At 57.3% G+C, this 24,908-nt stretch carries 28 protein-coding genes and 2 pseudogenes; 27 read left to right on the top strand and 3 right to left on the bottom strand.

Annotated features, from left to right (window positions below):
* Positions 1-149: 149 nt before the first annotated feature.
* Positions 150-728, bottom strand: coding sequence for a S24 family peptidase (locus ACOYW2_RS15350; protein ID WP_482771035.1), 579 nt, complete (start codon positions 726-728; stop codon positions 150-152).
* A gap of 3 nt (positions 729-731) precedes the next feature.
* A pseudogene (locus ACOYW2_RS15355) lies at positions 732-920 on the bottom strand (helix-turn-helix domain-containing protein); the annotation flags it as partial.
* 449 nt (positions 921-1,369) lie between these two features.
* On the opposite strand from ACOYW2_RS15355, the gene ACOYW2_RS15360 reads away from it, so the two are divergent.
* From ACOYW2_RS15360 to ACOYW2_RS15490, 27 genes and pseudogenes are all read left to right on the top strand, one after another.
* Complete coding sequence (locus ACOYW2_RS15360) at positions 1,370-1,978, top strand: DUF3164 family protein (protein WP_180143133.1); 609 nt, start codon at positions 1,370-1,372, stop codon at positions 1,976-1,978.
* 81 nt (positions 1,979-2,059) lie between these two features.
* Positions 2,060-2,494: a Mor transcription activator family protein gene (locus tag ACOYW2_RS15365; RefSeq protein WP_482767030.1), complete on the top strand. Its 435-nt coding sequence runs from the start codon at positions 2,060-2,062 to the stop codon at positions 2,492-2,494.
* 153 nt (positions 2,495-2,647) lie between these two features.
* Positions 2,648-3,094, top strand: a complete 447-nt coding sequence (locus ACOYW2_RS15370; protein ID WP_482767031.1) for a DUF5675 family protein — start codon at positions 2,648-2,650, stop codon at positions 3,092-3,094.
* Positions 3,087-3,725, top strand: a complete 639-nt coding sequence (locus ACOYW2_RS15375; protein WP_482415603.1) for a hypothetical protein — start codon at positions 3,087-3,089, stop codon at positions 3,723-3,725. Before ACOYW2_RS15370 ends, ACOYW2_RS15375 begins: the two co-directional genes overlap by 8 nt.
* A gap of 4 nt (positions 3,726-3,729) precedes the next feature.
* Positions 3,730-3,942, top strand: a complete 213-nt coding sequence (locus ACOYW2_RS15380; protein WP_180143124.1) for a TraR/DksA family transcriptional regulator — start codon at positions 3,730-3,732, stop codon at positions 3,940-3,942.
* Positions 3,939-4,286 (top strand): hypothetical protein, encoded by a 348-nt coding sequence (locus ACOYW2_RS15385; RefSeq protein ID WP_482767032.1) that lies wholly within the window; start codon positions 3,939-3,941, stop codon positions 4,284-4,286. The genes ACOYW2_RS15380 and ACOYW2_RS15385 overlap by 4 nt, the downstream gene beginning before the upstream one ends.
* A gap of 594 nt (positions 4,287-4,880) precedes the next feature.
* Positions 4,881-5,240, top strand: a complete 360-nt coding sequence (locus ACOYW2_RS15390; RefSeq protein WP_482767033.1) for a hypothetical protein — start codon at positions 4,881-4,883, stop codon at positions 5,238-5,240.
* 66 nt (positions 5,241-5,306) lie between these two features.
* Complete coding sequence (locus ACOYW2_RS15395) at positions 5,307-5,819, top strand: hypothetical protein (RefSeq protein WP_482767034.1); 513 nt, start codon at positions 5,307-5,309, stop codon at positions 5,817-5,819.
* On the top strand, positions 5,820-6,026 hold the full coding sequence (locus ACOYW2_RS15400) for a hypothetical protein (protein ID WP_092215598.1): 207 nt from the start codon (positions 5,820-5,822) through the stop codon (positions 6,024-6,026).
* A gap of 9 nt (positions 6,027-6,035) precedes the next feature.
* Positions 6,036-7,727: a DUF2586 domain-containing protein gene (locus tag ACOYW2_RS15405; RefSeq protein ID WP_482767035.1), complete on the top strand. Its 1,692-nt coding sequence runs from the start codon at positions 6,036-6,038 to the stop codon at positions 7,725-7,727.
* On the top strand, positions 7,727-8,155 hold the full coding sequence (locus tag ACOYW2_RS15410) for a hypothetical protein (protein ID WP_482767036.1): 429 nt from the start codon (positions 7,727-7,729) through the stop codon (positions 8,153-8,155). The genes ACOYW2_RS15405 and ACOYW2_RS15410 overlap by 1 nt, the downstream gene beginning before the upstream one ends.
* A 117-nt stretch (positions 8,156-8,272) precedes the next feature.
* Positions 8,273-8,605, top strand: coding sequence for a DUF6848 family protein (locus ACOYW2_RS15415; protein ID WP_482418924.1), 333 nt, complete (start codon positions 8,273-8,275; stop codon positions 8,603-8,605).
* A 211-nt stretch (positions 8,606-8,816) separates the two neighbouring features.
* Complete coding sequence (locus ACOYW2_RS15420; RefSeq protein WP_482767037.1) at positions 8,817-11,264, top strand: phage tail tape measure protein; 2,448 nt, start codon at positions 8,817-8,819, stop codon at positions 11,262-11,264.
* 11 nt (positions 11,265-11,275) lie between these two features.
* Positions 11,276-11,794: a hypothetical protein gene (locus ACOYW2_RS15425; RefSeq protein WP_482767038.1), complete on the top strand. Its 519-nt coding sequence runs from the start codon at positions 11,276-11,278 to the stop codon at positions 11,792-11,794.
* A gap of 2 nt (positions 11,795-11,796) precedes the next feature.
* A complete protein-coding gene (locus ACOYW2_RS15430; RefSeq protein WP_482767039.1) occupies positions 11,797-12,606 on the top strand; it encodes a hypothetical protein in 810 nt (269 codons plus the stop codon).
* Positions 12,607-12,824: 218 nt separating this feature from the next.
* Positions 12,825-13,199: a hypothetical protein gene (locus ACOYW2_RS15435; protein WP_482767040.1), complete on the top strand. Its 375-nt coding sequence runs from the start codon at positions 12,825-12,827 to the stop codon at positions 13,197-13,199.
* Between the two features lie 13 nt (positions 13,200-13,212).
* Complete coding sequence (locus ACOYW2_RS15440; RefSeq protein ID WP_482767041.1) at positions 13,213-13,410, top strand: hypothetical protein; 198 nt, start codon at positions 13,213-13,215, stop codon at positions 13,408-13,410.
* On the top strand, positions 13,410-13,850 hold the full coding sequence (locus ACOYW2_RS15445) for a hypothetical protein (RefSeq protein WP_482767042.1): 441 nt from the start codon (positions 13,410-13,412) through the stop codon (positions 13,848-13,850). The genes ACOYW2_RS15440 and ACOYW2_RS15445 overlap by 1 nt, the downstream gene beginning before the upstream one ends.
* A gap of 20 nt (positions 13,851-13,870) precedes the next feature.
* Positions 13,871-14,989 carry a baseplate J/gp47 family protein gene (locus tag ACOYW2_RS15450; protein WP_482767043.1) on the top strand — a complete coding sequence of 373 codons (1,119 nt, stop codon included), beginning with the start codon at positions 13,871-13,873 and terminating at the stop codon, positions 14,987-14,989.
* On the top strand, positions 14,990-15,547 hold the full coding sequence (locus ACOYW2_RS15455; protein WP_482767044.1) for a phage tail protein: 558 nt from the start codon (positions 14,990-14,992) through the stop codon (positions 15,545-15,547).
* Positions 15,548-15,557: 10 nt separating this feature from the next.
* Positions 15,558-18,320: a phage tail-collar fiber domain-containing protein gene (locus ACOYW2_RS15460; protein ID WP_482767045.1), complete on the top strand. Its 2,763-nt coding sequence runs from the start codon at positions 15,558-15,560 to the stop codon at positions 18,318-18,320.
* 1 nt (position 18,321) lies between these two features.
* Complete coding sequence (locus ACOYW2_RS15465; protein ID WP_482767046.1) at positions 18,322-18,546, top strand: hypothetical protein; 225 nt, start codon at positions 18,322-18,324, stop codon at positions 18,544-18,546.
* A 628-nt stretch (positions 18,547-19,174) separates the two neighbouring features.
* A complete protein-coding gene (locus ACOYW2_RS15470; protein WP_482767047.1) occupies positions 19,175-19,906 on the top strand; it encodes an AAA family ATPase in 732 nt (243 codons plus the stop codon).
* Positions 19,812-20,153 carry a hypothetical protein gene (locus tag ACOYW2_RS15475; protein WP_482767048.1) on the top strand — a complete coding sequence of 114 codons (342 nt, stop codon included), beginning with the start codon at positions 19,812-19,814 and terminating at the stop codon, positions 20,151-20,153. The genes ACOYW2_RS15470 and ACOYW2_RS15475 overlap by 95 nt, the downstream gene beginning before the upstream one ends.
* 443 nt (positions 20,154-20,596) lie before the next feature.
* Positions 20,597-21,310: pseudogene (locus ACOYW2_RS15480) on the top strand (DUF2201 family putative metallopeptidase); the annotation flags it as partial.
* Between the two features lie 42 nt (positions 21,311-21,352).
* Positions 21,353-21,718 carry a VWA-like domain-containing protein gene (locus ACOYW2_RS15485; protein ID WP_482771036.1) on the top strand — a complete coding sequence of 122 codons (366 nt, stop codon included), beginning with the start codon at positions 21,353-21,355 and terminating at the stop codon, positions 21,716-21,718.
* A 28-nt stretch (positions 21,719-21,746) separates the two neighbouring features.
* Complete coding sequence (locus ACOYW2_RS15490; RefSeq protein WP_482767049.1) at positions 21,747-22,235, top strand: hypothetical protein; 489 nt, start codon at positions 21,747-21,749, stop codon at positions 22,233-22,235.
* 51 nt (positions 22,236-22,286) lie between these two features.
* On the opposite strand, the gene ACOYW2_RS15495 is transcribed toward ACOYW2_RS15490, so the two are convergent.
* Positions 22,287-24,275: a methyl-accepting chemotaxis protein gene (locus tag ACOYW2_RS15495; RefSeq protein ID WP_482767050.1), complete on the bottom strand. Its 1,989-nt coding sequence runs from the start codon at positions 24,273-24,275 to the stop codon at positions 22,287-22,289.
* Between the last annotated feature and the right edge of the window lie 633 nt (positions 24,276-24,908).

The raw sequence follows: 24,908 nt of genomic DNA on the forward strand, positions 1-24,908 counted from the left end.
ATTGAATTTCAGCCATCGGGCCAAGGATTGGCGGGAAAAGAAGGTAGGAAAACCGTTTTTTTACAGACTGTAATGAACTCGTTTTTAAGCGGCTCCGGGGAGTTTCCCGGAGCCGCTTTTTTGTTTTCCAATGCCCAAGGCATGGTCGTTTAGATGGGATACATGCGATCACCCCAGATCACCTGGCCAATGATACGCAGGGCCTTGGCATCGGCTTCGTATGCGGGGTACTGGGGGTTTTTGGAAATGACGCGGACACGGCCCCCGGGGATACGCTCCAGCTCTTTTATTATGATGGTGTCCTCCAGGCCCAGGGCGTAAATGCAGTTATTTTTAATGTGCCTGCGGCCCAAATCTATCATGACGGTGGCCCCGTTTCGGATCTCGGGCTCCATGGACTCACCGGAAACACGCATCAGGATAAGCTTTTTCACTGATGTGGCGACGTTGGCAATGAAAGCCTTGCGGAAGGCATAGTAATCCCTGATCCGCTCGCTGGCCATGAAGGAGCCCCCCCCTGCCGACAGCTGGGCCTCAACCATGGGGATGTAGTCGTAGTGATCCACCTCGGGTGCTTCAAGGACGGGGACCTTCAGCTCCCCGTTCTCATCCTCTTCAATACGGCCTTCCTGGCGAACGCACGGCGGCTTGACCTGCTGTGACTCCTCTTCAGGCTGATGGCCTGCGCTCCCATCCTTACCGTCCCTGCCAATATATTTCGGCCCCACGCCATCCCTTATCCATTTGGGGTTAAGGTCATGGCTGTCACAGAGAGTCAGGAGCCAGGGGGCCGGAATCCCCTCTTTCTTCTTTTGATTCGAAATAGATTGAACAGAAACATTCAGCAAATCCGCAAGCTCTCTTTGCGAGCTTAAACCAGTGGCTTCCATGATTCTATCAATGGCCTTTACCGAATCCATAGCGCCTCCAAACCGGTTGCAACCGTTTAAACTTAAGATGCAATGGCACGCTCAAAAATAAACCTGAAGTGTAACCAGCAATTATTATTCATTATGTACATACCGGGGCCTTGAGTACACTAAAAATTAAACCTCATCGCCAAAAATACACTTGACATGAATAGTTTTGTGGGCGATAAATCAACCCACGGTGTACACAACCCAGCAGCCTGCACAATCATACATTTCATGTGTAGGTCAAATTGTAACCGAATCAAAGAAACACTAACACAAAAGTGTATTCCGTCACAACGGCCAAGCTGGTGGAAGATCCAATTCGACCACCATAGAATCAAACGATGAGTGTGAACTGGCCGCTGTACAGACAAAAGGCGCTCCCAGAGATTGCCGCCGCCCGAAAGGCCCCGGACCGGGCCGAAGACCTAATTGATCAATGGAGGTGAAGAGTGATGCAGGTACCTGAAGGATACATGAAGGACATGAAAGGCCACCTGGTCCCCATGGAGCAGGTAGAGGAACTGGACCTGATGCGGGACGACCTGGTCAAAGAGATCGTTGAGAGAGCCAAGGCCACCCAGAAGGTCCTGGCCGACTTCAAGGGCAGGGCCATGGCGGACACGGCGGCCTTTGTCCAGCTCTCCGGTGAGAAGTACGGGGTAAAAATCGGTGGTAAAAAAGGAAACGTCACCCTTCACTCCTTTGACGGACGGTACCGGGTCGAACGCGCCATGGCCGATTACATCGTCTTTGACGAGCGCCTTCAGGTAGCCAAGGAGCTCATTGACGAGTGCATCCACGAATGGACGGACGGAAGCCGGAGCGAGGTAAAGGCCCTTGTGGACCATGCCTTTAAAACGGACTCCGAAGGCAAGGTAAGCACCTCCCGCGTCCTGGGCCTTCGCCAGCTGAAGATTGAACACCCCAAATGGAAAAAAGCCATGGAGGCCATCACGGACAGCATGAAAGTGGCCGACACAAAACCCTATTTGCGGGTGTATGAGCGGGATGAAGAGACCGAAGCCTACAAGCCTGTGGCACTGGCCCTGGCGGCGGTGTAGCGGATAGGCGAAAAAAACACGTACGGGAGATCGCAGGACGGGATGACCTGCCCTGGCAAGACAGCAGAATACGGAGGAGAGATGAAACGAAAGGCCAGAACAATCAAGCCATCGATCCTGAATACCATGGATGCAAAGCAGGTACTGAGCGGGCTGGACCCGTCGGTGAGGGATGACCAGCGCCTGTGGCCCACCCTCCTGGCCGAACTGGTGGATGTGGTGGATGATCATTTCCAGGACTGGGCCAAAATGGAGCCGGAGGAGGCCCTGGAGTGGTCCCAAAACGTCATCGTGGTCATTGCCCACTACCTGGGCGGGCGAAACGTCTACCTTCCCAGGGACGATAAGTTAAAGCGGGCCATCCGGGATGCCATGATCTTCCGGCTCTTTGACGGATGCAACCAGCGTGAGCTTTCCCGAAAGACCGGGCTAACCACGGCACAGATTTACAACATCATCAGCAAGCAGCGGTCCCTGCGAAAAGATCGAGACCAGCATAAGCGGTCCTTTGATTAGATGGGTATACCGGCCTGTCCGGGCCGCCCACCAGGGCCAACGCTGAACCATTCAGTTGCCCCCGGCGGCCAGGTGGGGGCACCTGGGAGCCAGTCAAAATACGTTAAAACCCTTTAAACCCACCCTCTGTTTTTTCTGTGTTTTTATACCTTCATGGAAAAAACACTCACCCTATACCTCACCCGATTGCGCCAATCCGACCAGGGCACCGAAGGCATCCTGACGGTCCCCGAGCTTGGCTTTGCCTGCTTCACCCTGGAGCTGCCCTGGCGGGAGAATCGACCCAACGTGTCGTGCATCCCGCCCGGGACCTACCCCATGGCATGGCGGGTCACGCCCAGGCGTGCCACCTACCACATCCGCCAGGTTCCCCACCGCACGTATATCCTCGTTCACTCCGGCAATTATGCCGGGGACATCCGCAAGGGGCTCAAGACCCATGTGGAGGGATGCGTGCTGCTGGGAAGGCGCATGGGCTGGCTCAACGGCCAGCGGGCCGTCTTGGTGTCACGGGCCACGGTGAGGCAATTCAACAACCTGATGGCGGGCCGGGACGCCCAGATCACCATCATCGACCCCTGGGAAAACAACCATGCTTGAAGGAACCCTTTTGACGACCCTTTTCGGTGGACTGACCGGGCTTATCGGCACCGTCTGGTCCTCGTACAACCAACGCAAAATCAAGGCCCTGGAGATGGACGACCGGGACAGACAGCGGGCACACGACGTGGCCATGGTCGAGGCAGAGAGCGAAGCCATGATGGCCGAGGCCGAAGCCAACATCAGGGTCACCCGCACCCGGGTGGCAGGAGAGATCGAGATGGCCGAAGTGGCGGCCTTTACCGAGAGCCAGAAAGCAGGCCAGGTGCGCATCTTTGACAGCGGCTACATGGACCGGCTCCTGGACATGACAGGCTGGGCAAAATGCCTCACCGTGCCCTTCGGGGTGCTCCTGGCCCTGTTCTTCGGACTGGCCGATGCCTTTAAATCCATGGCCCGGCCCGGGATAACCGCCTACCTCCTGGGCGTCTCCACCTGGATCACGGCAAAGGCGTGGCAGCTCCTGGAAGCGGTAAACGGCCCCGCCCTGACCCCGGCCATGGCCGGAGGCATCCTTTCGGACACCATCAACATTGTGCTGTACCTCACGGTGACAGCGGTCACCTGGTGGTTCGGAGACCGCATGGCGTCCAAGGGCCTTGCAGGCAACCTGAAGCTGGGGAGGGCGTAAGGCAATGGATATCTGCGACAAAGCAAACGATTACGCCGACCACCTGAACCGCAACGCCATAGCCAACCAGCTTGCAATGGTCCGGTCCCCCGCCGCCGAATCCCTCACCGAATGCGTGGATTGCGGTGAACCTATCCCCATGAAACGGCGCCAGGCCATGCCGGGCTGCGTGCGGTGCGTCTCCTGCGAATCCCGGCATGAAAGGAAGAAAAGGTGAGCACACAACCGACGGACTATTCAGCCCTGCGGTTCTGGTTTGACGCGGGCCAGTACGGCCTCACCCTCGCCATCTGGGCGTACGTGTGGCTCGGCAGCCGATTCAACGCCAAGACCCGGGAAATCAAAGGGGTCCATCAGGAGGTGTCGGTCATTGCCGAGCGTGTCACCAAATTGGAGACAAACATGGCCCATGCCCTCTCCCACGAAGACCTGGCGGCAGTCTACGACCGCATCAACGACGTGGCCGAAGAGGTCGCCGGGCTCTCAGGGAAAATGGACGGCGTCAAAGGGACCGTTGAAATGATCCAGGAATACCTCCTCAACGATGGATGCAAACGATGAACCGATTCTCATAAATTGAAAAAGGCCCCCGGCGCCCTGCCGGGGGCCACGCTTTTACCTCATTTATAAGGAGCGGGTTTGAGGACACCCTCGGCACTCGCTTCCAGACCTGGCAAACAAAAAGCCCCCCTGCTCTCCGCGCATTTCACCACATCACCCCAAAATTCCGGTGCCCCGCCACGGGCTGTGGGCCATTTGGTGCGGTAACAAACAAAGTCGCCGCCCTTGTTGGCTTTACCCCCCGGAGTGCCGGGGTTTGTAGGGTGCACTCCGTGCACTGGAATGAAGGCCTGGCATAACGCGGATGCCCCGGTAATCCCGCAAACCTACGGTACCCGATCATGGTGCACAGAGTGCACCTGACCAATACTCACGGGCGCAGCCCGTCAGCACATGTGACGCACCAGAGGAACGAAGGTGCAGAGCATGTGCGCACCTGGGGTCAAGGGGCATAGCCCCTTGCCGCCGGAACCATGCATTAAGAGTAAAACGCTTGAAACCCATGCCCCCGTCCACCCGTGGGATAGTACAGGCGTCAACAACGAAGGAGCACGACATGAAACGAATCAACATTTCCGAGAAGGAGGCATAGCCATGGCCTGGTGCACACAGGAAGACCTGACCCTGTACGTTTTGCAAGCTTACCTGTCGGTGGCGGAGGAAAAAAGCCCCGGGGTCACGAACCGTGCCGTGGATGCAGTGAATGGAGAGATCGACGAAGCCCTTCTTGCAGGCGGGTATGCGGCCTCCGATTCCTCGGCCACCCTCTGCCGCATTGCCGCGGCCCTTTCGGCCTGGCGAACCGTGGCGGCGGTGACAACCTTGGTGACGTCCGAGGCCGACACCGACAACGAGTGGCTGCCCCTTCTCCACGAGCGCAACCGGGCGGAGGCCGATCTTGCTGCCATCCGCGAGGGCAAGCTTGATCCCTTCCCCAAGGCGCAAAGCAGCTAAGGAGGATGTTCAGGTGATGGAAGCACTCAACACCTTAGACAAAACAAGGCACAGCATGGGGGTGGCATGAGACAGCAGGCGGAAACATGGATCAGGGAAGCGGCGGTTCAGTGCGGGCTCAGCGCAGACAGCGTGATGGCCAAGCCGAACAAGCCGTCCCCCATCGATCCCAAAAAGCGCATTGAGCTTGAGTACCTGGCAGAAACCTTCATGTACGCCCCCCGGCCCCTTGCCAAGTGGACGCTGCCGGAAGGGACCCATCAGCGTGTCCGCAACCGGGTCTACACGGGCCGGCTCCCCGTGCGAGTCGAGGTGATCTCAGACGATGAGTCATGGCTGGACGCATTTGTCAACGCGTTCATCGTCACCCTGCCCCCCAAGCGTACGGACGCAAACAACAACCTTGTACAGATACGCGTGGAAAAGGCCACGCGGGAAGGCTTTACCGGCAACAGGACGGAGGTGTTCGTGAGGCGGAGCAACAGCCTTCACCTCACCTTTGAGTGGATGCTCTGTAAAGAGACCGACCTGCCCTTGATCCGCAAGGTGCAGTTCACCCCCCAAACCAAGGAGGCTTAAATGGCCAAAAAACAACAGACAAAGGCAAAGGAAGAGGAGCTTGATCTGGCGGCGCTGGCAGACAAAAGCGCCCTGCCGTCCTGGGAGCTTGCAGGACTGATGCAGGCCGCAGGCTGGGCTCCCGGCAAACAGATTACCGAAACCGCGTTTAACGACGCATTGAAACGGTTCCGCAACCGCCCCCTGGGCGGTGGCCGAATCGTGTAAGGAGCGATTATGGGCGACGTATTGGAATTTTTGGTGGACGGGGCCAGCGGCCTTGCTCCCGGCGGGGTATCGGGCACGGCCATTGTGACCGGTGTCTGCTCCAAGGGCACCGTGGGCAAGGCCTACCTGCTCGGCAAGCACTCGGACCTCGAAGGTCTCCTGGGTGTCGGCCCCCTGGTGGACACCCTCAAGGACGTATTTGCAACAGGGGGCCAGGAGCCTGTGGTCATCGCCGTGCCTGTTGAAGGCCTCTCCGGCGGGTACATCGGCAGCGTGCGCCACACGGGCACAGGACCTTCCGCAACGGCAACAGGCTCTCCCGCAGGCAACCTGGACGCGGTGCTGAAGATCAAAACCGCCGGTTCCCTGGGCACGGCCACAAGCGAGCTCTCCCTGGACGGCGGCAAGACCTTCGCCCCGGCGGAAGCCACCCCGGCCAACGGCCAGGTCACCTTGGGGGACTCCGGGGCCACCCTGGTCCTTTCGGATGAAGAACAAAAAGAGGGCGACACCTACAGCGTCACCGTGCGCACCCCCATCGGCCCTGTGGAGAAAGTCGGCACAGGCCCGGACATCGATGTGGCCGGCACGGTAAAGGCAGCCGGTGAGCTGGTCCTGAAGATCGTCAAAGCCGGTGGCCGGAACCAGGGCACCTACCAGCTCTCCCTGGACGGCGGCGACTCCTGGGATGTTGAACGCACCCTCCCCGCCGACGGCCTGATTGCCGCCGGTTCCACGGGAGTAACCATCACGGTTCCCGCCTCGAACATGACCGTCGGCACGGTGTACACCTGCCGCCTGGCTCCCCCTGTGCCCAGCATCAGCGGGGTGATGGCGGCCCTTGAGAAACCCCTGGAACGTTATGACGTGGAGTTCGTCCTCATCGTGGGGCCCTCGGACAGCAGCGATTGGGCGGCAGCCGGTGCCAAGGCCGATGCCTTGTGGAACCTCCACCGCCCCACCTACTTCAAGATGGCCTATCGCCTGCCCCAGGACGGAGAAACCGTGGATGACTGGACCGCGGCCTGCAAGGCCGAGCTGGACAGCTACGCCCACCGGTTTGTTCAGGTGTGCGCGGCCTACGGCGAGGTGTCGGACCCCTCGGGCAAGCGCCTGATGCGCAACTGGGCCGGGCTCCAGGCAGGTCGGGTGCTCTCCATTCCGGTATGCCGGGCCACGGGCCGCGTCAAAGACGGCGGCATCTCCCAGGGGACCCTGGACGAGGACTTCAACGAAGCCCACCAGAAGATCCTGGAAAAGGCAGGCGCCCTGACGGCCAAGCGTTATGCGGGCCTCTCCTCCGCCTACTGGGGGGACTCCAGAACCCTGGCCGATCCCACCAGCGACTTCCAGTACGAAGAGGTGGTGCGAACCGTCTTCAAGGCGGTGCGGCTCTCCCGCATGGCAGCTCTCAAGAGCATGTACGACGAAGCCGGGGACCCCACCCTGGCGGACAACGGAGGCAGCGGCCTCAACTATCTGAAAGCCTGCATCGAAGGAGCCCACGGCACCATGATCGCAGCAAGACCCCAAGAGCTGGCCGCCTCCAAGGTGGAGATCCCCGCCGGCCAGGACATCGTTAACAACGGGGTTGCCGTTGAGTTTACCCTCATCGGCCTGCCCATTATCCGAGAGATCCGACTCTTTGCCCAGTACGTGTACGCGGGCAGCCGTCAGGATCCGAGACTGGAGGTGGCTTAATGCCCATCAACGGAAACACCTATGACTGGGAATCGGTAACCATTGATCTTAACGGCACGACGGCAATCGATATCGAAGAGATCAGCTACAACGACAGTCGGGAAATCGATCTCGTCTACGGCAAAGGCAGCATTTCAACGAAATACGGACGCAAGAACTACAGCGCCTCGGGATCCATGAGCCTTCTCAGGGAGGAGTTTCAACGCCTTCGCAAGAAGCTTGGCGGCAGCGTCTACAAGGGTGAACCCTTTCCCATCAGCGTGAGCTACGGCGACGAGGGCATGGACACCGTCACCGACACCCTGCCCAAGGTGAAAATCACCAAACAGGACACCAGCGCCAAGCAGGACGAGTCGGCCACCGGCAAGGTGAAACTCGACTTCAAGATCCTCGCCCCCATCAAGTGGGGCGGAGATGCAGCCCTTTAACCCCAACCGCCCCATGCCCTTGCATGGGGCGAACCGGTAACGATTCAGCCCATGTCTGCCTCCGGCAGCCCTGCCGGAGGCAGGCTGAGGCTTTACATCATCCAAGGAGAACAACGCATGACCACAGAAAACCCCAATACAACCGCACCCGAAGCATCCACCTCCTACGAAGGCTACACCCTTATGGAACACACCTTCAACGACCGGTTTGCCGGAAAAGAGGTGACCATCAGGCACCACTTCAAACGCCCCAACCGACCCCAGATCTCCCGCGCCCAGAAAGGGGCCGGCAAAGACGCCATGAAAGCCTTCGGCAACTTCGTATCCGAAATTGTGCACCCCGACGAAAAAGAGGCCCTGGCCGCCAACATCAAGACCTACCCCGGCCTGGCCGCCACCTTCGGCAACGCCATCATGGGGGCCGTGGGAGTAGGTGACCTGGGAAACTGATCCGGCGCGCCCGGGAAACCCTGGACCCCATGGACCAGTGGGAGGCCATGATCTCCCACTGGCTCGGCCAGGAGGCGGCGGAGGACCTGGAGACCTTCGCCTCCCAGGTGGCCCGGGCAGAATGGTTGGAGAAGAGACACCTTGAATCGTTGCAGCGCCTAATAGGAGGAGTCAGTTAGTGGAAGCGCTTAGCATTTTACAAGACATGGGAATGGCTGAATCCACCGTCAATTCCTTAAATGAAATAAAAAGTGCCTTCGATGAGGCGAAAAAGGCGGGCACGGAATTCGGAAACGGCTTCAAGGGTATCGCAAAAAAAATGATGCCCTTCGCCCTTGCAGCGAAGATGTTCCTTGCCGTCCTGTCTCCCACCATTTCGGTGGCAGCCGATTTCGAGGCCCAGATGTCGAGCCTGGGGGCCGTCTCAAGGGCCAGCGCCAGCGAAATGGCCCTGATGAAACAAAGCGCCCTGGATTTGGGGGCCAAAACGGGGTTTGCCGCCGGGGAAATCGTGACGGCCCAGGAGGAGCTCAGCAAAAGCGGGTTCGAACCCGACCAGATCGTCGGCTCCCTGCCGGATATCCTGAACCTGGCTACGGCGGCCCAGTGCGGCCTGAGCGCAGCGGTCTCGATGAGTTCCGCAGCCATGGATCGCTTCAACATAAAAGCCGAGGACTCGGGCAAGGTGGCCGATACCCTCGCATCGTTATCGGCCTCGGGCATGGACCTCGCAAAGCTCGGCACGGCTCTGGACAATGCCGGGACAGCGGTGGGCAAAACCGGGGTCAGCTTTGCCGAGTTTGCGGCCATCACCAACACCATGACCGGAGCCGGTATCAAGGCGGAAAGTGTGGGCAAAACAACCTCCACCATGTTCCAAAAGCTGACCGCGCCGACAGATGCCGCAGCAAAAGCCCTCAAAAAAATAGATTTTAGTCCCACAGCATCCGGCGGAGATCTTTTGGATATGCTGGGGGGCCTTGAGAAAGCACTTGCCGGCATGGAAGCGGCTGAAAAGGCCGCCACGCTGACAACCATCTTCGGTGAGGAAGCCCTTAAGCCTGTCAACACCCTGTTAAATGAGGGGATCGGCAGCCTCAAGGAATTTGGCAAAGCGGCGGACAACGACACAGGCCGTGCAGCGGAAATGGCCACGGCAAAACTTAACAACCTCAACGGGTCCCTCAAAATCCTGGGGGTAGCAACCACCAACTTTTCCATCGTGGTGGGCAGTGCCTTCACCCCGATTTTAAAAGTTTTAACGGACGCACTTATCACGGTGGTGGGCTGGTTAACGACCCTGGCATCCCACCCCATCGGACAAGCGGTCCTGCTGATGGCCGGCGGATTTTCCGCCGTCGCCATCGTCCTGGCGTACTTACCCGGGGTGCTGACCTTGGTTACGGCAGCGTTCGGCTTTTTCAACGCAACGCTTCTAACCAACCCCATCGGCCTGGTTGCCATGGGCATTATCGCGCTGGGGGCTGTGATCATTGCCTTCTGGGACAAGATTGCCGAATTTTTCAAGCCTTTGACACTGATTGTCCAGGGCGTCATCTCCGTTTTTAAAAGCTTATCAGGCACCATCGGCACCATTGAAGGCCAACTGGCAAAGGACGTGCAGGCGGCCGGATTGGTCGGCGTGATTACCACGATCTGTCGCGTGATCTATCGCATCAAGGTGGCCTGGGACACAGCCTGGGACGCCATGGTCACCACCATGGCAGGAATCGGGAGTATATTTACCCCCATCATCGATACCGTGACGGGTGCCTTCCGCCCCCTGTGGAAAATCATCAGCTACGTGACGAGCGCCCTTTTCGGTGCGGCAGAGTCCACAAGCGTTTCAAACTGGCAGACCTTCGGTGCCATCGTGGGCGTTGTGGTTGGCTCGGCCTTTCAGGTATTGGCCTGGGCCGTTCGTCTTGTTCTTAGCCCCTTTACGCTTTGCATCAAGGTGGTGGGCCATTTGTTCTCGGCATTTGTCTGGCTTGGGGAAGGCATTGGCAACGCTGCCGGTTGGATCGTGGAGCATGCAGCTTCCATCGGCAACGGCATCAAGTGGGCATTTCTCAACCTGACGCCTTTAGGATGGATCATCCAAGGCTTTAACGGCGTCAAGAATTTCCTGTCCAACATCAACCTGGCCGAAATCGGCGTGAAGATTATGCATTCCCTGGCATCGGGCATCAAACGTGCCGTCATGATGCCCTTTACCATCATCAAGGGAGGATTCAGCAAAATTCGCAACTGGTTCTCCTCTTCGGACGACAAAGAGGGGTCGCTGGCGAAGCTCACTGTTCCCGGCTCACAAATGGTGAATACCCTGTCCACAGGAGTCCGGGGCGCAACGTCGGTACTGGGGAAAGGGGCCGCTGGGGCGGCAGTCGGAGTTGGCCTTACCCTCGGCACAGCCATGGCCGATCCCGGGCAATACACGTCCGGCATCAGCTCCCTTCCGGCCGTTGCCACCCCATACGAACAGGCGGCTGAAGGTGCCAGCGGCCCGCAGCATGCCGCTGAAAGCGGTGAGGTGCGAAGCCAGGGTTCCAGGGTTGTTATTGAACATTTGCATGTGCAGCTCCCCGATGTGTCGGACGCGGACTCTTTTGTCCAGGCCCTGCAGACACTGGTGAGCTCTTACGGAGGACAGGACTGATGGATGGGTATTTGAAATTTTCAGATGGTGAGGTGTCGTTGGGTGGGGTGACTGTCCCCGGGATTTTGTCGAGTCTCTCCATAGGGGGCGAGGTGATCTTCGATGAACCCAAAGAGGAGGGCAAACCCGGCACCACCAAACTCCCCATGGGATGGGAAGACTCGGATTTTTCCCTGTCCCTGGTCCTGGTGAGCGACGAAAACGGCACCTGCTACGACAAACTGAAAAAGCTCGTAGCGGTCTTCAAAGGGACCAACAAAAAGAAAAACCCAAAGGTATTTACCATCGCCAACCACCACATCTCGGCATGGGGTATCGACCATGCCGTATTCAAACGCTTGCAATCCAGCGAGGACAACAAAACAGATACGATCAAGGCCACCTTGTCGTTTACCGAGCACAACCCGCCCATCCAAAACCAGGCCCAACCTCCGAAAGCCGGAGGGGCCTCTGGAAAGGCGGAGAACAAGACGCCCGGTACCACGGCCAAAGAGCCGGAACTGTCCCTTAAAATCAATGTTGGGAGGTAGCCATGGGAGTCATTGCAGGCATCCAATTGGACATCTTCCTTGGGGAAAAGCGGGTCACCCGCTGCCCGGAGTGCGTGGTGACCGCATCGCGGCGGTCCGTGCTGACCCAGGCCAGCATTGCAGTGCCCGACCCCATGGGCGAGGTGCATCAGGCCCTGGACAAAGGGCAGTCCCTTTCCGTTCGGTTCGGGTATCGGGGCCGGGACCCGGGGGTTTTCACCGGCACCGTCACCCGATGGGCGCCCTCCTTAACGGCCAGGGAGCATGTGGTGATCCATGCCGACGGCCCGGAGCGCGCCCTGCTGACCACGCATCTCACGGAATCGTGGTTTGAGGAACCGGCGAATGTCCTTGCCAGGCGCATACTTGCCGCCTCCGGGCTTCCGGTGGGGCATGTGGACCTGCCCGACACCCTCATTCCGCGCATGAGCGTCAGCGGCAGCCCTGTCCGGGGAGCGATCATGGGGGTGATGCACAGCTTGGAGAGCGGCTTTTCGCAGAACCTGAGCCGGTCTTACCTGCGGCTTGAAAACGGGGCCCTGGTCCTGTCCGGCGCCCCCAGGGAGGGGGCAGTCCCGATCATTGCCACGGCCGGGGGCATCATTCGCCACAAGGTACGCACCGAAGGGCCCAGCGAGGTGGAAACCTTCCTCACGCCCTGGATGCAGCCCGGCATGCAGTTTCAATTAAACGACACCCGGAAAGGGGTCCAGGGGCTGTTCATGGCCGACGCCGTGACACACGTTCTTCGTCCCCGCTCTGTGCGCACCTTTCTTTCCTACGGAGGATCGTATGACCGTTTCCAATGTTGATGATTTCTTTCGGCTTTTTCAAAAGGCGGTGGAGCTGGTGCGGCCAAACCTCCGCAAGTTCTATCGGGTGGTGCGCAAGGCCGAGGTGGTCCGAAGCTATCCCAGCGACGGGCAGTACTGGGCCGATGTGCAACCGCTCTTAAACGATGAAACCCCGGACCCCGACGAGCCGGTGATCCCCAAGGTGGAGATCCCGGTGCTTTGGGCGGTTACGCGGCGTGGTCTGCCCCCCTGCCCCGGGTACCCGCGATCTTTCATACTACGACGGAGACCCCAACTTTCCCCGCATCGGCAATTTCAGGTGGCAGGGCAACAAGGCCCCCCAATGCGACCTGGGGGCCTTCATCATCCAGCTGGAACCCGGGGTCTCCATCGAGATCGAAGCGGACAAGCGGATCGTGACCCTCACCTCGGCCAGCGTGGAGACAGAGGCCGGGGACAAATGGACGGTCAAGGCGGGGAGCGAGGCCACCGTGGATGCCCCGCTCATCAAGCTCAATCAGGGTACGGGCGTGGTGACAGGAGCCTGTATCTGCCACTTTACGGGCCTTCCCCACGGGGATGTGTCCTCAACGGTTTTTGCCGGGAAATAAGGAGAACAACAAGATGAGTCTGAGCAACAGCGCACTCAAAGGGTTGATCGTCGGTGAGATGACCGCCCAGGGAATCGAGGTAGCAGGCGACCATGCCTGGGCCGAAAAACTGGCGACGGCCGTGGCAAACGCCGTGGTGGCCCACATCACGTCAAGTGCCCAGGTCACGGTAAGCGGCGGGTCCAGTGCCGGCACATACAAGGTGGCATAATGGAACATATCTTCGGACAAGACATCAAGCTGGACGGCCAGGGCCATGCCCTCATCGCCGCAAACGGTGAACTCGTGCTCACCGAGGACGTAGACACCGGCCTTCAGGATATCCGAGAGGCCCTGAAAACCCCTGTGGGAACCCTCTTCTACGATGAGACCTACGGTGGCCGGATCTACCACTGGATCAAGGACGAAAACACGGAAACCCATCGCATGGGCTTCACCGCGGAAGTGAGGCGCATCTTAAGAAACGACCCCAGGGTGGAGGCCGGAAGCGAAACCTGCCGTATCCGCTCCTGGAACGAAAAAGGCATCGAAGCCGAAGCCAGCTGGCAATGGATCGGCCAGTCCCACATGAACAATCTGGTGATCGGAATCGATCCCGCAACCATGGAGGTAGTGATCAAAGATGGCTGTTCCCATTCCACGAGTTTCTAAAACATTCAAACCATGCTGCCATGCTCGGCAGGGTATCTGACGTACACGACGAATACATCGCCAAGGGGTGGCTTCCCCGGGAGATGAACCTCAACAAAGGCGTGGTGAGAGGCATCCTGGAGGTAATGAGCTGGAGCCTGCACCAGGTGTACCTGCTCCTTGCCGATCAGGTGCGGCTGGGGATTCCCGGAGAGTCCCACGGCACGTGGCTGGATCTCCACGCCGACCAGGTTGAGGCCCCCCGCCAGGCCATGGGCAAGGCAAAGGGCATGGTGCACTTCACCAGGGAGGCAAGCAGCGGCAACGTCTCCATTGCCAAAGGACGCATCGTCAGGACCCAGCCCGACGGCACGGGCAAGGTCCACCGGTTCGTGACCACCGAAGATGCCGTCATGCAAAACGGAGACAACGAGGTGGCCGTGCCCGTGGAGTCCGAAGATTACGGGGCCTCTGCAAACGTCACCCCCGGCCAGATCTCCGTCATCGTCACCCCCGTTCCCGGGGTGGATGCCGTCACCAACCGGTCCGGCTGGCTGCTCACCGAAGGGGTGGACACCGAGTCCGACACCAGCCTCAAAGAGCGCTACAGGCTCCAGTGGAAAGGCAACGACGGCTACTCCTCCAACGCCTACAAAAGGTGGGCAACATCTGTTCCCGGCGTTCTGGACGTGGCCGTTAACGACCAGCACCCCAGGGGCCAGGGCACGGTGGATATCGTCATCCGGGGCATGGCCGGAATGCCCACCGACGAGCTCCTTGACAAGGTGCGGGAGGCCATCGCCCCCAACGCCCATCAGAACGACGACTGGCAGGTCCTGGCCCCCAGCCCCGTGCATGTGGCCATCTCCCTTGTTCTCCACCTGAAGCCCGAGGCCGTGTGGGAAGAGATCCGGCCCAAGGCGGAATCAGCCGTCCGCACCCTCTTTGCCAAGCCGGACGAAAGCGCCCAGGAGGACTATATGTTCGGCGTGGGCGAAGACATGACCCAGGACCGCGTTGTGGGGGCCATCATGAACGTCTCACCCCACATCAAAGAGGTGGAGTGGCTCGCCCCCACCGCAAACATCACCGTGGGCCAGAACGGCCTGGCCATCCTCACCGGCCTGGCCCTGGCCCATGTAACGGAACCGGAGGCATAGATGGCCCTTTTCTGGAAGTACATACGCAACCAGCTCCGCTTCCGCCCCGCCCTTGCAGGCGGCCCGGTGGCCGTCATCCTCAAGGGCATGGCAAAAGCCTTTGACGATGCGTGCGCCGACATCGTGTGGGCCCGGGACCAGATGAACCCCAAAACCTGCGATGACGAGCTTGTGCCCGCCTTTGCACAATCCAGGGGCATCCGAAAGCACCCCGCCGAAACCTTTGACCAGTACCGGACCCGGGTGGTTGACGCCTGGGCCTGGCATCGCATGGCAGGCCGGCACCGCGGCGTGGAACGCATCCTGGACCACTATGGCCACGAAGGGTGCACCCTCTCTTCCATGAAACCCGTGGACAGCACCAGGTGGGCCGAATTTGAGGTGTCGGTTCCTGCAAATGCCCCCATGGACAGGAAAAAATACGACGCCATCCGAGACGTCATCAACGGGGCCAAGGCCGCCACGGCCAAACTCGCCCGCGTGAGCACCAGGACACAGACACCGGCCCAAATATTTGCGGCAGCCGGCCTTCGCGTCAAAACACATATCAGACTGTAAGGAGAAGACCATGTTGAGATGGACCCCTGCCGGGCTTCAGGCCATTCAAGAGGCTGAATCATCCGGAACCAAAATCAAAGCCACCCACATCGCCATCGGGGACGGCGGCGGCCAGACGCCCGACCATTCGGGCAGCACCATGCTGGTAAACGAGCTCTACCGCCAGCCCATTGACACCATTGACATGGTGGATGCCCCGGACGTCCCTTCGGGCAAAGTCGTGGAGTTCGGCGTCAGCATCCCCGAGACAAAGCCCGAAACCGGCAGCTGGATGATCCGCGAAGTGGCCATTCTGGCGGGCGACACCGTCATCGGCATCGGCCAACACCCGGATCTGGAAAAGGTGGGCAAGGACTCCCCCAAGGGCACCATGACCCACACCATCACCGCACCCATGGTCGTGAGCAACGAGGCGGTTATTTCCCTTGCCATTGCCCCTTCCGTGCATGCCACCATGGGAGCCCTTTCCGACCACAACCAAGACAGCCAGGCGCATCAGGACATCCGGGAAGCCTGCACAACGGCCATCTCCGAGCATAACCGGAATGATGGAGCCCATGTGGATATCCGCCAGGCTCACCAAATGACTGTGGACGAGATCGCTGTGCAGAAAGAGGCGCTGGAGACGCTTGAAAAGAAAGTGGTCAATACGGGGGTCAGGCAGGCTGTTTTGTCTTACGGCGAGGGTATTTCGGTTGAGGCGACCGAGGTGAAGGGGATGGATTCGGTTGATTATAAGGGCAACGATCAGGCTAATTTACAAGTTGACTTGGGAATGCCCTTCGCTGGTGGAGAAAATGGCGGAATGGTTATGCCATGCTGCCCAACCACCCGTGGGGATAGATACGTAATCGATTCTATTCGGGGGGCCTCTCATTTTCTCGCAACAGTAAGCTCTGTGACCGATGATGAATCTGAAAACGTTGTGTCTGCTTTTACGGATACCGGCTATATTGCGGGTTCAAACACGTACACAAACTCTACCGCAGGTAACAACGTCCTCGCCTTTCAAACGACTAATATCGTTTCGCCTGAGACGACAGCAAGAAGTCTTACGTTTGACTGTAAAGATAACTACGGAAAAAACGTACTTGGTTTACGTTCCGTAGAGTTTTTAGATATCAATGGAAATATTTTACCTCTAACAACATCAGACTTTGTGGCCTATGCGAGCAGTGCTAAGAACACTGAGAATCCAAGTGCGGCATTCGACACTTCAACCTCAAAAACAGGTAGTGCTAATGGTGGTTGGGTATCAACTATAGGTAAAACCAAGAATCAGCGTTTAACTATCGTTTTTAACACCCCACGAACATTTTTTGGAATACGAATTAACAATTATCATTCCGATGGTAGCTCCTTGGACGGAGGAGTTAAAGGTATAAAGGTCCAATACACCTCCGAGGTCCTAACGAAGGTTCAAGGGGAAACTTATGATGATTTGACGGGTAACTTAAGGCAGTACCTTGAGACTCAGCTTTACCAGCACTCTGCATCGAATGTCGTAGATAACCAAGATTACAAAACACAGACATGGCATATTAATCCTGCGACCGGATTCGCCATGTGCCAATATCGAGGAAAAGGCGGTGTACCCAGAACACTGATGCATCCCATGGGCAAAAAATTGGTTATGGGTTGGTTCAAACAAATAAACGCTACAGGCCAGTGGTGGGTTCAGTCTGATAAACTCGCCGGAACACAGTATTTGATCCTTAATGATACTAGCCAGATCAGTCACAGCAGTTCGGCTTTTAACAATAAGCTCGCTACCCAAACAGAAATTTTTCTTGGCGATAACCCCCAGATAAATGGAAATAATGGAGATTATATTTTCTACGGCTGGTTTGGAGATGATCTCAGTGATATTCACCCCGGTATGACTGGAGTACGTGGGTCAACGGCATGCGTATTGCTCAAGGGGGGGCAGAGCTTTGACTGCGGCATAGAAAACCCCCAATCCTTTTTGTTCAAGCACACAAACGGAGGTGGCAACTGGTATTCGCAAAGCGTTAGCCGTGGTTGGGATAAATTTACACTACTGCAGAGCTCGAATGCCGAAGATACATATACGTCCTCTGCACAACCTACTGTAACGGATTCTATAATTGGTCTGCCGGAGGCTTGGGGGGATACATCGGAATATCTTGTTATGGTTTTCGGAAAAACAGGGGGACTCCCAACTGGAAAGTCTTTACAGATTAAAGCTACAGAGAAAGACCCATTTGTAGCAACAGTTTCTGATGGGTTCGATGCTGACTATGGCAACAAAGACACCATAATCGGCAAGACTGCAAACGTTGTCTACCCGCAGTCAGAACCGGACGGCGAGTACGATATTGTTCTGCTCCGTGATGGCTCACTGGACCTGACCGCCAGGGAGAGCTTTGTAACGGATGTTGAGAATTGGAAAAACGACAAGCTCCTGCTCGGCGGCTGCACGATCACAGATGGTCTAATCGTTGATCTGGAACTTACCCCAGTCGGTGATGAGTATGAGACGCCGTGGTTCCCTGTAAGCGCTAATTCAAAGTACCGTTTACCGAACCTGTTTAAAACAGGCAATATATCTGTAGAAATATTTTGGAAAAGAAATTTGGAGGATATCTATAAAAGAAGGCTTCACAGGGACAGATTTTTGTCGTCTAACAACTCTGTGGGTGCAGAAGCCACGATTATGCCGGATGTAATCGAGATTGACTCATTCTCTTACACCGAATTGACAGGCTTTACAGACGGCTATTACAAACTCCGAGTCAAGCGAGGCTACTGATATGGAAACACTCAATATTCAAAATACATGGTTCAATAAGGCCACCGGTTCAAAAGTCGTCAATTTCATCAAAGGCGCGAAGATGCCCGACAACTGTCAGGAAACACCTCCTGATCCCCCCAAACTTTCCGATCCCAGCGACATCCCTCTCTGGGATGTGGACAACATGGTGGAAGAGTCTCCGACCCTGGCAAAATATTTTTTGAAATCCCAGGGAATTGAATAGCAGGACAGGTGACAATAGCCCCAACCGGAAAAACCAGGCCAACAATACAGGCTGCCAACTAAGGTTAATCGGAGTCGTACAGCCCATTTTCCGTAAATAACGACAGACACCACCTTGCAAGGGCTCAGCCCTCCATTGCCCGAGCATCGCACGCAAACCAACCCCTTTGTGCGGTGACTCGGAATATTTCCTTCTCCCAGCAAACTACCAAAATGAGATAGTTTTTTATGCGGCGTTTAAGGCATAACAGAACCATGCGCCATAACATCGTGTCCGCCACAAAAAAAGGCCAAATGTTGCGCGGTTTGAACCGAGGAACCAGGTTTAAGGGTCAGGCGGCGCACCAGCGCTGACCCTCAGTCCGTTTCACAATTCCAGGCCGAACCGCATTGAGATCCATACAGGCGAGGCAGTGGATCAACGTGTTTCCTGCTCGACGAGCCCACCCTTGAAGCGCTTACCCCACAGGACCCCTTTTCGATTTCCTGAGAAAAAAGCATTGCAAAATCACACAGTATCTGATTTGTTAGGATTTCCTAAAATTTAAAGGCAAGACAATAAATATATGATTTATCAAAAAAATATCTCATAACCGTGACGCAAGCACTACAATAACCAAAGGAAGCCCATGAAACCGTCCCACATTGCAACAGCCATCTCAACCCTCATTCAGATTCGTCAACCCACGTTTTTGTGGGGGCCTCCCGGCATCGGTAAAAGCCAGGTGGTCAGGCAGACGGCTGACGCCATGGGACTGGAACTCATCGATATCCGGGCCATCCTTCTGGATCCGGTGGACTTGCGGGGCATTCCCCGCATCGGGGATGACGGCACGTCCACGTGGTGCGCGCCGTCCTTTCTGCCCCGTTCGGGAACCGGCGTTCTTTTTCTGGATGAGCTTAACGCGGCCCCTCCCCTGGTCCAGGCGGCATGTTACCAACTTATCCTGGACCGGCGGCTCGGGGAGTACACCCTGCCGGAGGGCTGGGCCATCATCGCTGCCGGGAACCGGGAGCAGGACCGGGCGGTGACCCACCGCATGCCGTCTGCTCTGGCCAACCGGTTTGTGCATATCGATTTCAGCGTGGACCATGGGGAGTGGCTCACCTGGGCTGAAGCACACGACATCGCCCCGGAGGTGACCTCCTTTATCCGGTTTCGTCCCAAGCTTCTCCACGATTTTGACCCGGAGCGGGCAGACAAGGCCTTTCCGTCTCCCAGGTCCTGGACGTTCTTGCCTCATGGGCGGGAGAATGGAAAAGAGCATGCTAAGCGAGCTGGTGGCAGGCACGGTGGGCAAAGGCGCCGCTGCCGAGTTTTGCGGGTATGTCACCATCCGGCACCAGCTCCCGGACCCTGAGAGCATTTTATCCGCCCCCAACCTTGTGGATATCCCCACAGACCCAGCGGTCCTGTTTGCCCTGTGCGAAATGCTTGCTCTGTCGGCAGATTCCGGCACCATGGATGCCTTGCTGACCTTTGCCTCCCGGTTGCCCGATGAATTCAGCGTTCTGCTCATCCGAGAGGCGGCCCGCGCAAACAATCGAATCGTTGAAACCGATGGGTTTGCCCGGTGGGCGGAAGAGCATGCAGAGGTTCTTATGTAAGACCTGTAACTCTCTGAAAGAAAACGACCCGCCGGAGGCTGCCAAGTTAACGATGCCTCCGGCGGCCCTGCCGGTTGTCAAATCTTTACCCATATTATGCGTTGGGTTTGACAAGCAGGTTTGGGGTGGTTTTATGACTATCTTCGCGGATGTTTTTCACCGAGGAACGAGGGGGAAAGCATTCGCAACCTGGGGTTCAGGGGATCATCCCCTGGCCGCCGGAGGCTGTTTCCCCACCCCAATTTACCCATAGAAGGCAAGCTGAATATGACACTACTTTTTAGCCACCGCCTGGCGAAAAAATAACGACATCAACCACGAACCCACCGATCAAAGACACCATGGCGTATTCCTAAAAATCTGGAGGGCCGTGACTCCCTGGGCCGACCTCAATCACCCGTTTTTGCTTCCCGCCTTGTTAGGTCAGGGAAAACGTCGCGGCGAGCGCCGCCGATGGCAAGGTGTTTGGCTACAACCCCCTGTATGTCCGGGCCCTTTCGCCGGACAAGCTGGAGGGGCTTACCGCCCATACGGTGATGCACCCGGCCTGCGGGCACCACACCCGTCGGCAGAACCGGGACCACGACCTCTGGAACAGGGCCTGTGATTATGCAGTCAACGGCATCCTGCTGGAGTCCGGATTCACCCTTCCCGACGGTTTTTTGCTGAACGATGCCTATGACGGAAAAAGTGCGGAGGCCGTCTACACCATTCTTGAGCGCGGCCTGGATGATTCGGAACAAAGCGAAGAGGAATCAGATCCGGAGGCAGGAGATAACTCGGCGGCCTCCGGAGATGACACATCCGAGCTTGAGGCATCGGCCCTCCCCGGAGGCCAGGAGGAATCAGAGGAAGAGTCGCAGGAGGCTTCTCCCTCGGGCGATCCCGGTAAATCAGGGGAAGTCCGGGACACCCCTGCGGGAGGAGAAACAGATCCGGACCTTGAAACAGACTGGAATGAGGCCCTTACCCAGGCCTTTGTCAATGCCCGGGGCATGGGCAAGCTGCCTGCCGGAGTGGAGCGGTTCATCCATCGCCGGATCAACCCGAAACTCAACTGGAGAGAGATGCTGGCACGATTCATCGAGCAGTCCGCGCGCTCGGATTACTCCTGGGTCTCCCCCAACAGGCGGTATATTCACCAGGAGCTCTACCTGCCCTCGCTCCAGAACCAGGAGCTGAGCACCATCGTCGTTGCCGTGGATACCTCCGGCAGCATCGAACCGGCTGAGCTGGCCCAGTTCAGCGCTGAGGTATCCGACATCATGGAGCGCTACCCGGCCACCCTCCATGTGATTTACTGTGATGCAAAGGTTTCAGGGTACGACGTCTTCAGCCGCAGCGACCTGCCCGTGGCCCTTCGCCCCAAAGGAGGCGGTGGCACGGATTTTCGTCCGGTCTTTGAGCTGGTCGCCAAAAACGGGCTCATGCCGTCGTGCCTGATCTACCTCACCGACCTTGAGTGCCTCTCCTACCCAACCCAGCCGCCGCCCTATCCGGTGCTGTGGGTCAAAACCGGCAACAGCGACAACCGGGCGCCCTTCGGCGACGTTATCCAGTTGTAAATGAGACTGAATCCAAAAGGAAAAAACCGTGCGTATTCAATGGAGCATCGATAAAAAAAGGGGCAATTCCAGGCCCACCCTGACGTACACCATCACCCTGGAACCCTTTGAAAAAGAGCTGGCCGTCAATGCCCTGACCGTCAAGAGCCTCATACCCCGCATCCCCCATGCACGTCGCCCTTTCTGCCTGCCCGGGGAAGATGAACGGACCGGGGCATGGGTACCGGAGCGGTATCACTACCTCTGCATCCCAAGCGCGCCCTACCTGAAGGACAATGAGATCAAAAACGTCATCCGCCTGCCCTTTCGCGAGGAGGGGGAGTACCCTGAAGTTGAAGACTCCTTTGAGATGTTGAGGCATGCCTATGAAGAGATCGTCAAACAGGCATACGGCCATGGCCCGATATCCCGGCAGGGTGACATGGAGATGACCCCGGAGACCAAACGAACCATCGCCGCAAAAATAGCCCGTACAAAGCTCCTCAATCTCTACGGCACCGATCGCATGAGCGCATGATAGCGGCTTTGGAATGGCGCTGCTTCCGATTGAAGGGTTCTGCCGTTTCAGCTACACCTTAAACCGCCCGACGATTCCGTTTACCCGGGCGGCCATCTCCCGAAGCTGTTCCGCATGGGAACTCAGCTGAGCGCTTGATCCGGCAATGTCCCCTGCTTCCTGATTGATCTGAGAGATATCCTCGGTCAGGGCCTTGGACACGGAGAAGCTCTGGGTTACGTTCTCGTTGATGTCTGAAATCCCCCGGGAGACAAACGAGATATTGTTGGCAATATCTTTTGTGGCCGTGGACTGCTCGTTTACGGACGAGGTGATGGTGGCCACAATGGCATTGACCCGCTCGATAATCCCGGCGATCTGATCGATCTCCCCTGCGGTTTCCGAGGTGGTGCCCTGGACGGTTTCGATCTGCCCCTTGATGCCTTCGGTGGCCTCGGCCGTCTGGGCGGCGAGTTCCTTGATCTCGTTGGCCACCACGGCAAACCCTTTTCCGGCGTCTCCGGCCCGAGCCGCTTCGATGGTGGCGTTGAGGGCAAGCAGGTTGATCTGCTCGGAGATGGCCGAGATGGTTTCGGTGACCTGGCCGATCTCTTCGGCGGCATGGCGCAACGCCACCATCTTGCCGGCGGCCTCTTTGGACTGTGACACCGCCTCATCGGAAATCCCCCGGGCCTTGGCCGTGTTGTCCACGATCTCGTGGATGGTCACGCTCATCTCTTCGGCGGCCGATGCCACCATGGTGCTGTTGGATGACGACTCCTCAATGGCTGCGACAATATTGGCCAGGTTCTCACTCATGCCCGTCGCTGCCCCCGACAGGGCCTCGGCGCGATCCGCCGTATTTTCCGCCCCTGTCGAGAGCCTACCGGAAATATCGATCAAGGTATCCGAGGAGCCGTCGACCTTGGTGCTTGTGGCCCCGATATCCTTGATAATGGCCTGCAATTTTTCCATGAACAGGTTGAACCACCTGGCCATCTCCCCCACTTCGTCCCTGGTGTCCACCACCAGGCGCATGGTCAGATCCCCCTCCCCTTCGGCAATGTCCCTGAGCCCCGCCACAACCTGCTTGACGGGCTTTGAGATGGACCTGGAGATCAGGAAAATCACCAGCCCCACAAGGGCAATGGTGGCCAGGGTCAACCCGAGCAGCAAATTCCGCAAGGTATAGACTTTGGAGTGCAGCTCCTGCTCATCGATGACCGTCACAATGGACCACCCCGTGGTCGGCACCTTGGAAAAAAACGCTATTTTGCTCTCTCCGCTGTCCGAAAACTCGTAAATACCGGTGCGGTTGCCCTTCATGTATTCATCAAGCCCCCCAAGACGGCCGCCGCTTATCTCGCCAAGTTTCTCCTTCATGACAACGGAGGCGTCCGGATGCACGATGATGGTTCCGTCCTGGGCCAGGACGATGCCGTAGCTTTTGCCTGTCAAGCCCAGGGCGTCGATGGTCTCGGAGACAAAGTTCAACTGGATGCCGGCCCCCACCAGACCCTGGGGCGTTCCCCGGTCATCGGCAATGGGGGCAACCATGAAAATCGTGGCCTTGCCCGTGGTTTTGGAGATCAGGGGCGGGGTGACAAAGGAGGGCCCACCTGCCATCAGGTCCTTGAAATACCCCCGGCTGGAAATGTTGCCCACAAAGCTGCTCAGGGACTGGTCGTTTTTATCCTGCTGAATGGTATGGTAAACGCCCTGGCTGTTGGCGGAGTAGATATCCGAATAGTCGTTGGGGTAGGCCTTTTTCAAATAGAGATACCGGTTGCGGTTCAAGGCATCGATCTCATCAAATCCCGTGTTGATGTTTTTCGCCTGGGGTGTCTGGGCGATGGACTCGGTTTCGATGAGGTGTGTCTTGATCCATACGTCCACCACCGTGGCTTTCTCCTGCACGGTTTTCAGGATATTGTCGGACAAGTCCCCCCGTATCAGGTTGCTCATATAGACATACGTCGTCCCCCCAAAGACGAAAAGGCACAACAAAACGATGGGAATAACGGCAAAGCTGATCTTTTTGTTCAGTGTTGCATTGATCATGGCAGGTCTACCTTTCATCCGGTCTCAGAGTCTCGTGTTTCCCCCGGGCAACTGTTCCCTCACGAGTCAAATCAGGTCAGCAAAATAATAACTCACCTTAAATATTTCCAAAGACTGTGCCATGCCGTATTGTTTTCTTAAGTAAAGAAAGAGTGTTTCCTATATCACCATTAAAAACAGCCCCGTCGAAGACAGAGCCCCCTTTCACACCAGCCTCACCCATCAAAAGAACAGCCATGGCATGCCCACCGCTCCGGATGCGCCACGGCATCGCAATGCAGGGCGATTTCACATCAATAGTCTTTAATGCCTACCCGTTATGGTTATGATGCAAAACAGAATCAGGATGCACGGAAGCATCACGCTACATGCAGAGCCCACCGTGTCAAAAAACAGCCCCTATCCCGGATATTTCATGAGAAAACGGTCATGAGAAGCCAACAAACTGTCATCTTTGTTGGTTACTGGGAAAAATTTTGATATTTCATAAATGCAACATGTGATTTACCGTCTATGGCTCGTTTTTCGTCCCCTTCGGGCAAGCCGACCCCACCCATCTTCTGTGTTATCAGAGCGTTGAAGGAGAGAACGACGCCTACAGCCCTGATGCCTTGACGATGGGCGCACTCGACT

The sequence above is a fragment of the Desulfoluna sp. CLI2B genome (assembly GCF_056847375.1).

Bases quoted from the DNA above. Each gene is read 5' to 3' on its own strand.
- ACOYW2_RS15455 (WP_482767044.1), top strand. From the start codon at position 14,990: ATGGCCCTTTTCTGGAAGTACATACGCAACCAGCTCCGCTTCCGCCCC.
- ACOYW2_RS15475 (WP_482767048.1), top strand. From the start codon at position 19,812: ATGCTAAGCGAGCTGGTGGCAGGCACGGTGGGCAAAGGCGCCGCTGCC.
- ACOYW2_RS15465 (WP_482767046.1), top strand. From the start codon at position 18,322: ATGGAAACACTCAATATTCAAAATACATGGTTCAATAAGGCCACCGGT.
- ACOYW2_RS15415 (WP_482418924.1), top strand. From the start codon at position 8,273: ATGACCACAGAAAACCCCAATACAACCGCACCCGAAGCATCCACCTCC.
- ACOYW2_RS15365 (WP_482767030.1), top strand. From the start codon at position 2,060: ATGAAACGAAAGGCCAGAACAATCAAGCCATCGATCCTGAATACCATG.
- ACOYW2_RS15430 (WP_482767039.1), top strand. From the start codon at position 11,797: ATGGGAGTCATTGCAGGCATCCAATTGGACATCTTCCTTGGGGAAAAG.
- ACOYW2_RS15470 (WP_482767047.1), top strand. From the start codon at position 19,175: ATGAAACCGTCCCACATTGCAACAGCCATCTCAACCCTCATTCAGATT.
- ACOYW2_RS15450 (WP_482767043.1), top strand. From the start codon at position 13,871: ATGCTCGGCAGGGTATCTGACGTACACGACGAATACATCGCCAAGGGG.
- ACOYW2_RS15380 (WP_180143124.1), top strand. From the start codon at position 3,730: ATGGATATCTGCGACAAAGCAAACGATTACGCCGACCACCTGAACCGC.
- ACOYW2_RS15445 (WP_482767042.1), top strand. From the start codon at position 13,410: ATGGAACATATCTTCGGACAAGACATCAAGCTGGACGGCCAGGGCCAT.
- ACOYW2_RS15400 (WP_092215598.1), top strand. From the start codon at position 5,820: ATGGCCAAAAAACAACAGACAAAGGCAAAGGAAGAGGAGCTTGATCTG.
- ACOYW2_RS15390 (WP_482767033.1), top strand. From the start codon at position 4,881: ATGGCCTGGTGCACACAGGAAGACCTGACCCTGTACGTTTTGCAAGCT.
- ACOYW2_RS15395 (WP_482767034.1), top strand. From the start codon at position 5,307: ATGAGACAGCAGGCGGAAACATGGATCAGGGAAGCGGCGGTTCAGTGC.
- ACOYW2_RS15495 (WP_482767050.1), bottom strand. From the start codon at position 24,275: ATGATCAATGCAACACTGAACAAAAAGATCAGCTTTGCCGTTATTCCC.
- ACOYW2_RS15370 (WP_482767031.1), top strand. From the start codon at position 2,648: ATGGAAAAAACACTCACCCTATACCTCACCCGATTGCGCCAATCCGAC.
- ACOYW2_RS15375 (WP_482415603.1), top strand. From the start codon at position 3,087: ATGCTTGAAGGAACCCTTTTGACGACCCTTTTCGGTGGACTGACCGGG.
- ACOYW2_RS15440 (WP_482767041.1), top strand. From the start codon at position 13,213: ATGAGTCTGAGCAACAGCGCACTCAAAGGGTTGATCGTCGGTGAGATG.
- ACOYW2_RS15405 (WP_482767035.1), top strand. From the start codon at position 6,036: ATGGGCGACGTATTGGAATTTTTGGTGGACGGGGCCAGCGGCCTTGCT.
- ACOYW2_RS15410 (WP_482767036.1), top strand. From the start codon at position 7,727: ATGCCCATCAACGGAAACACCTATGACTGGGAATCGGTAACCATTGAT.
- ACOYW2_RS15460 (WP_482767045.1), top strand. From the start codon at position 15,558: ATGTTGAGATGGACCCCTGCCGGGCTTCAGGCCATTCAAGAGGCTGAA.
- ACOYW2_RS15420 (WP_482767037.1), top strand. From the start codon at position 8,817: ATGGCTGAATCCACCGTCAATTCCTTAAATGAAATAAAAAGTGCCTTC.
- ACOYW2_RS15360 (WP_180143133.1), top strand. From the start codon at position 1,370: ATGCAGGTACCTGAAGGATACATGAAGGACATGAAAGGCCACCTGGTC.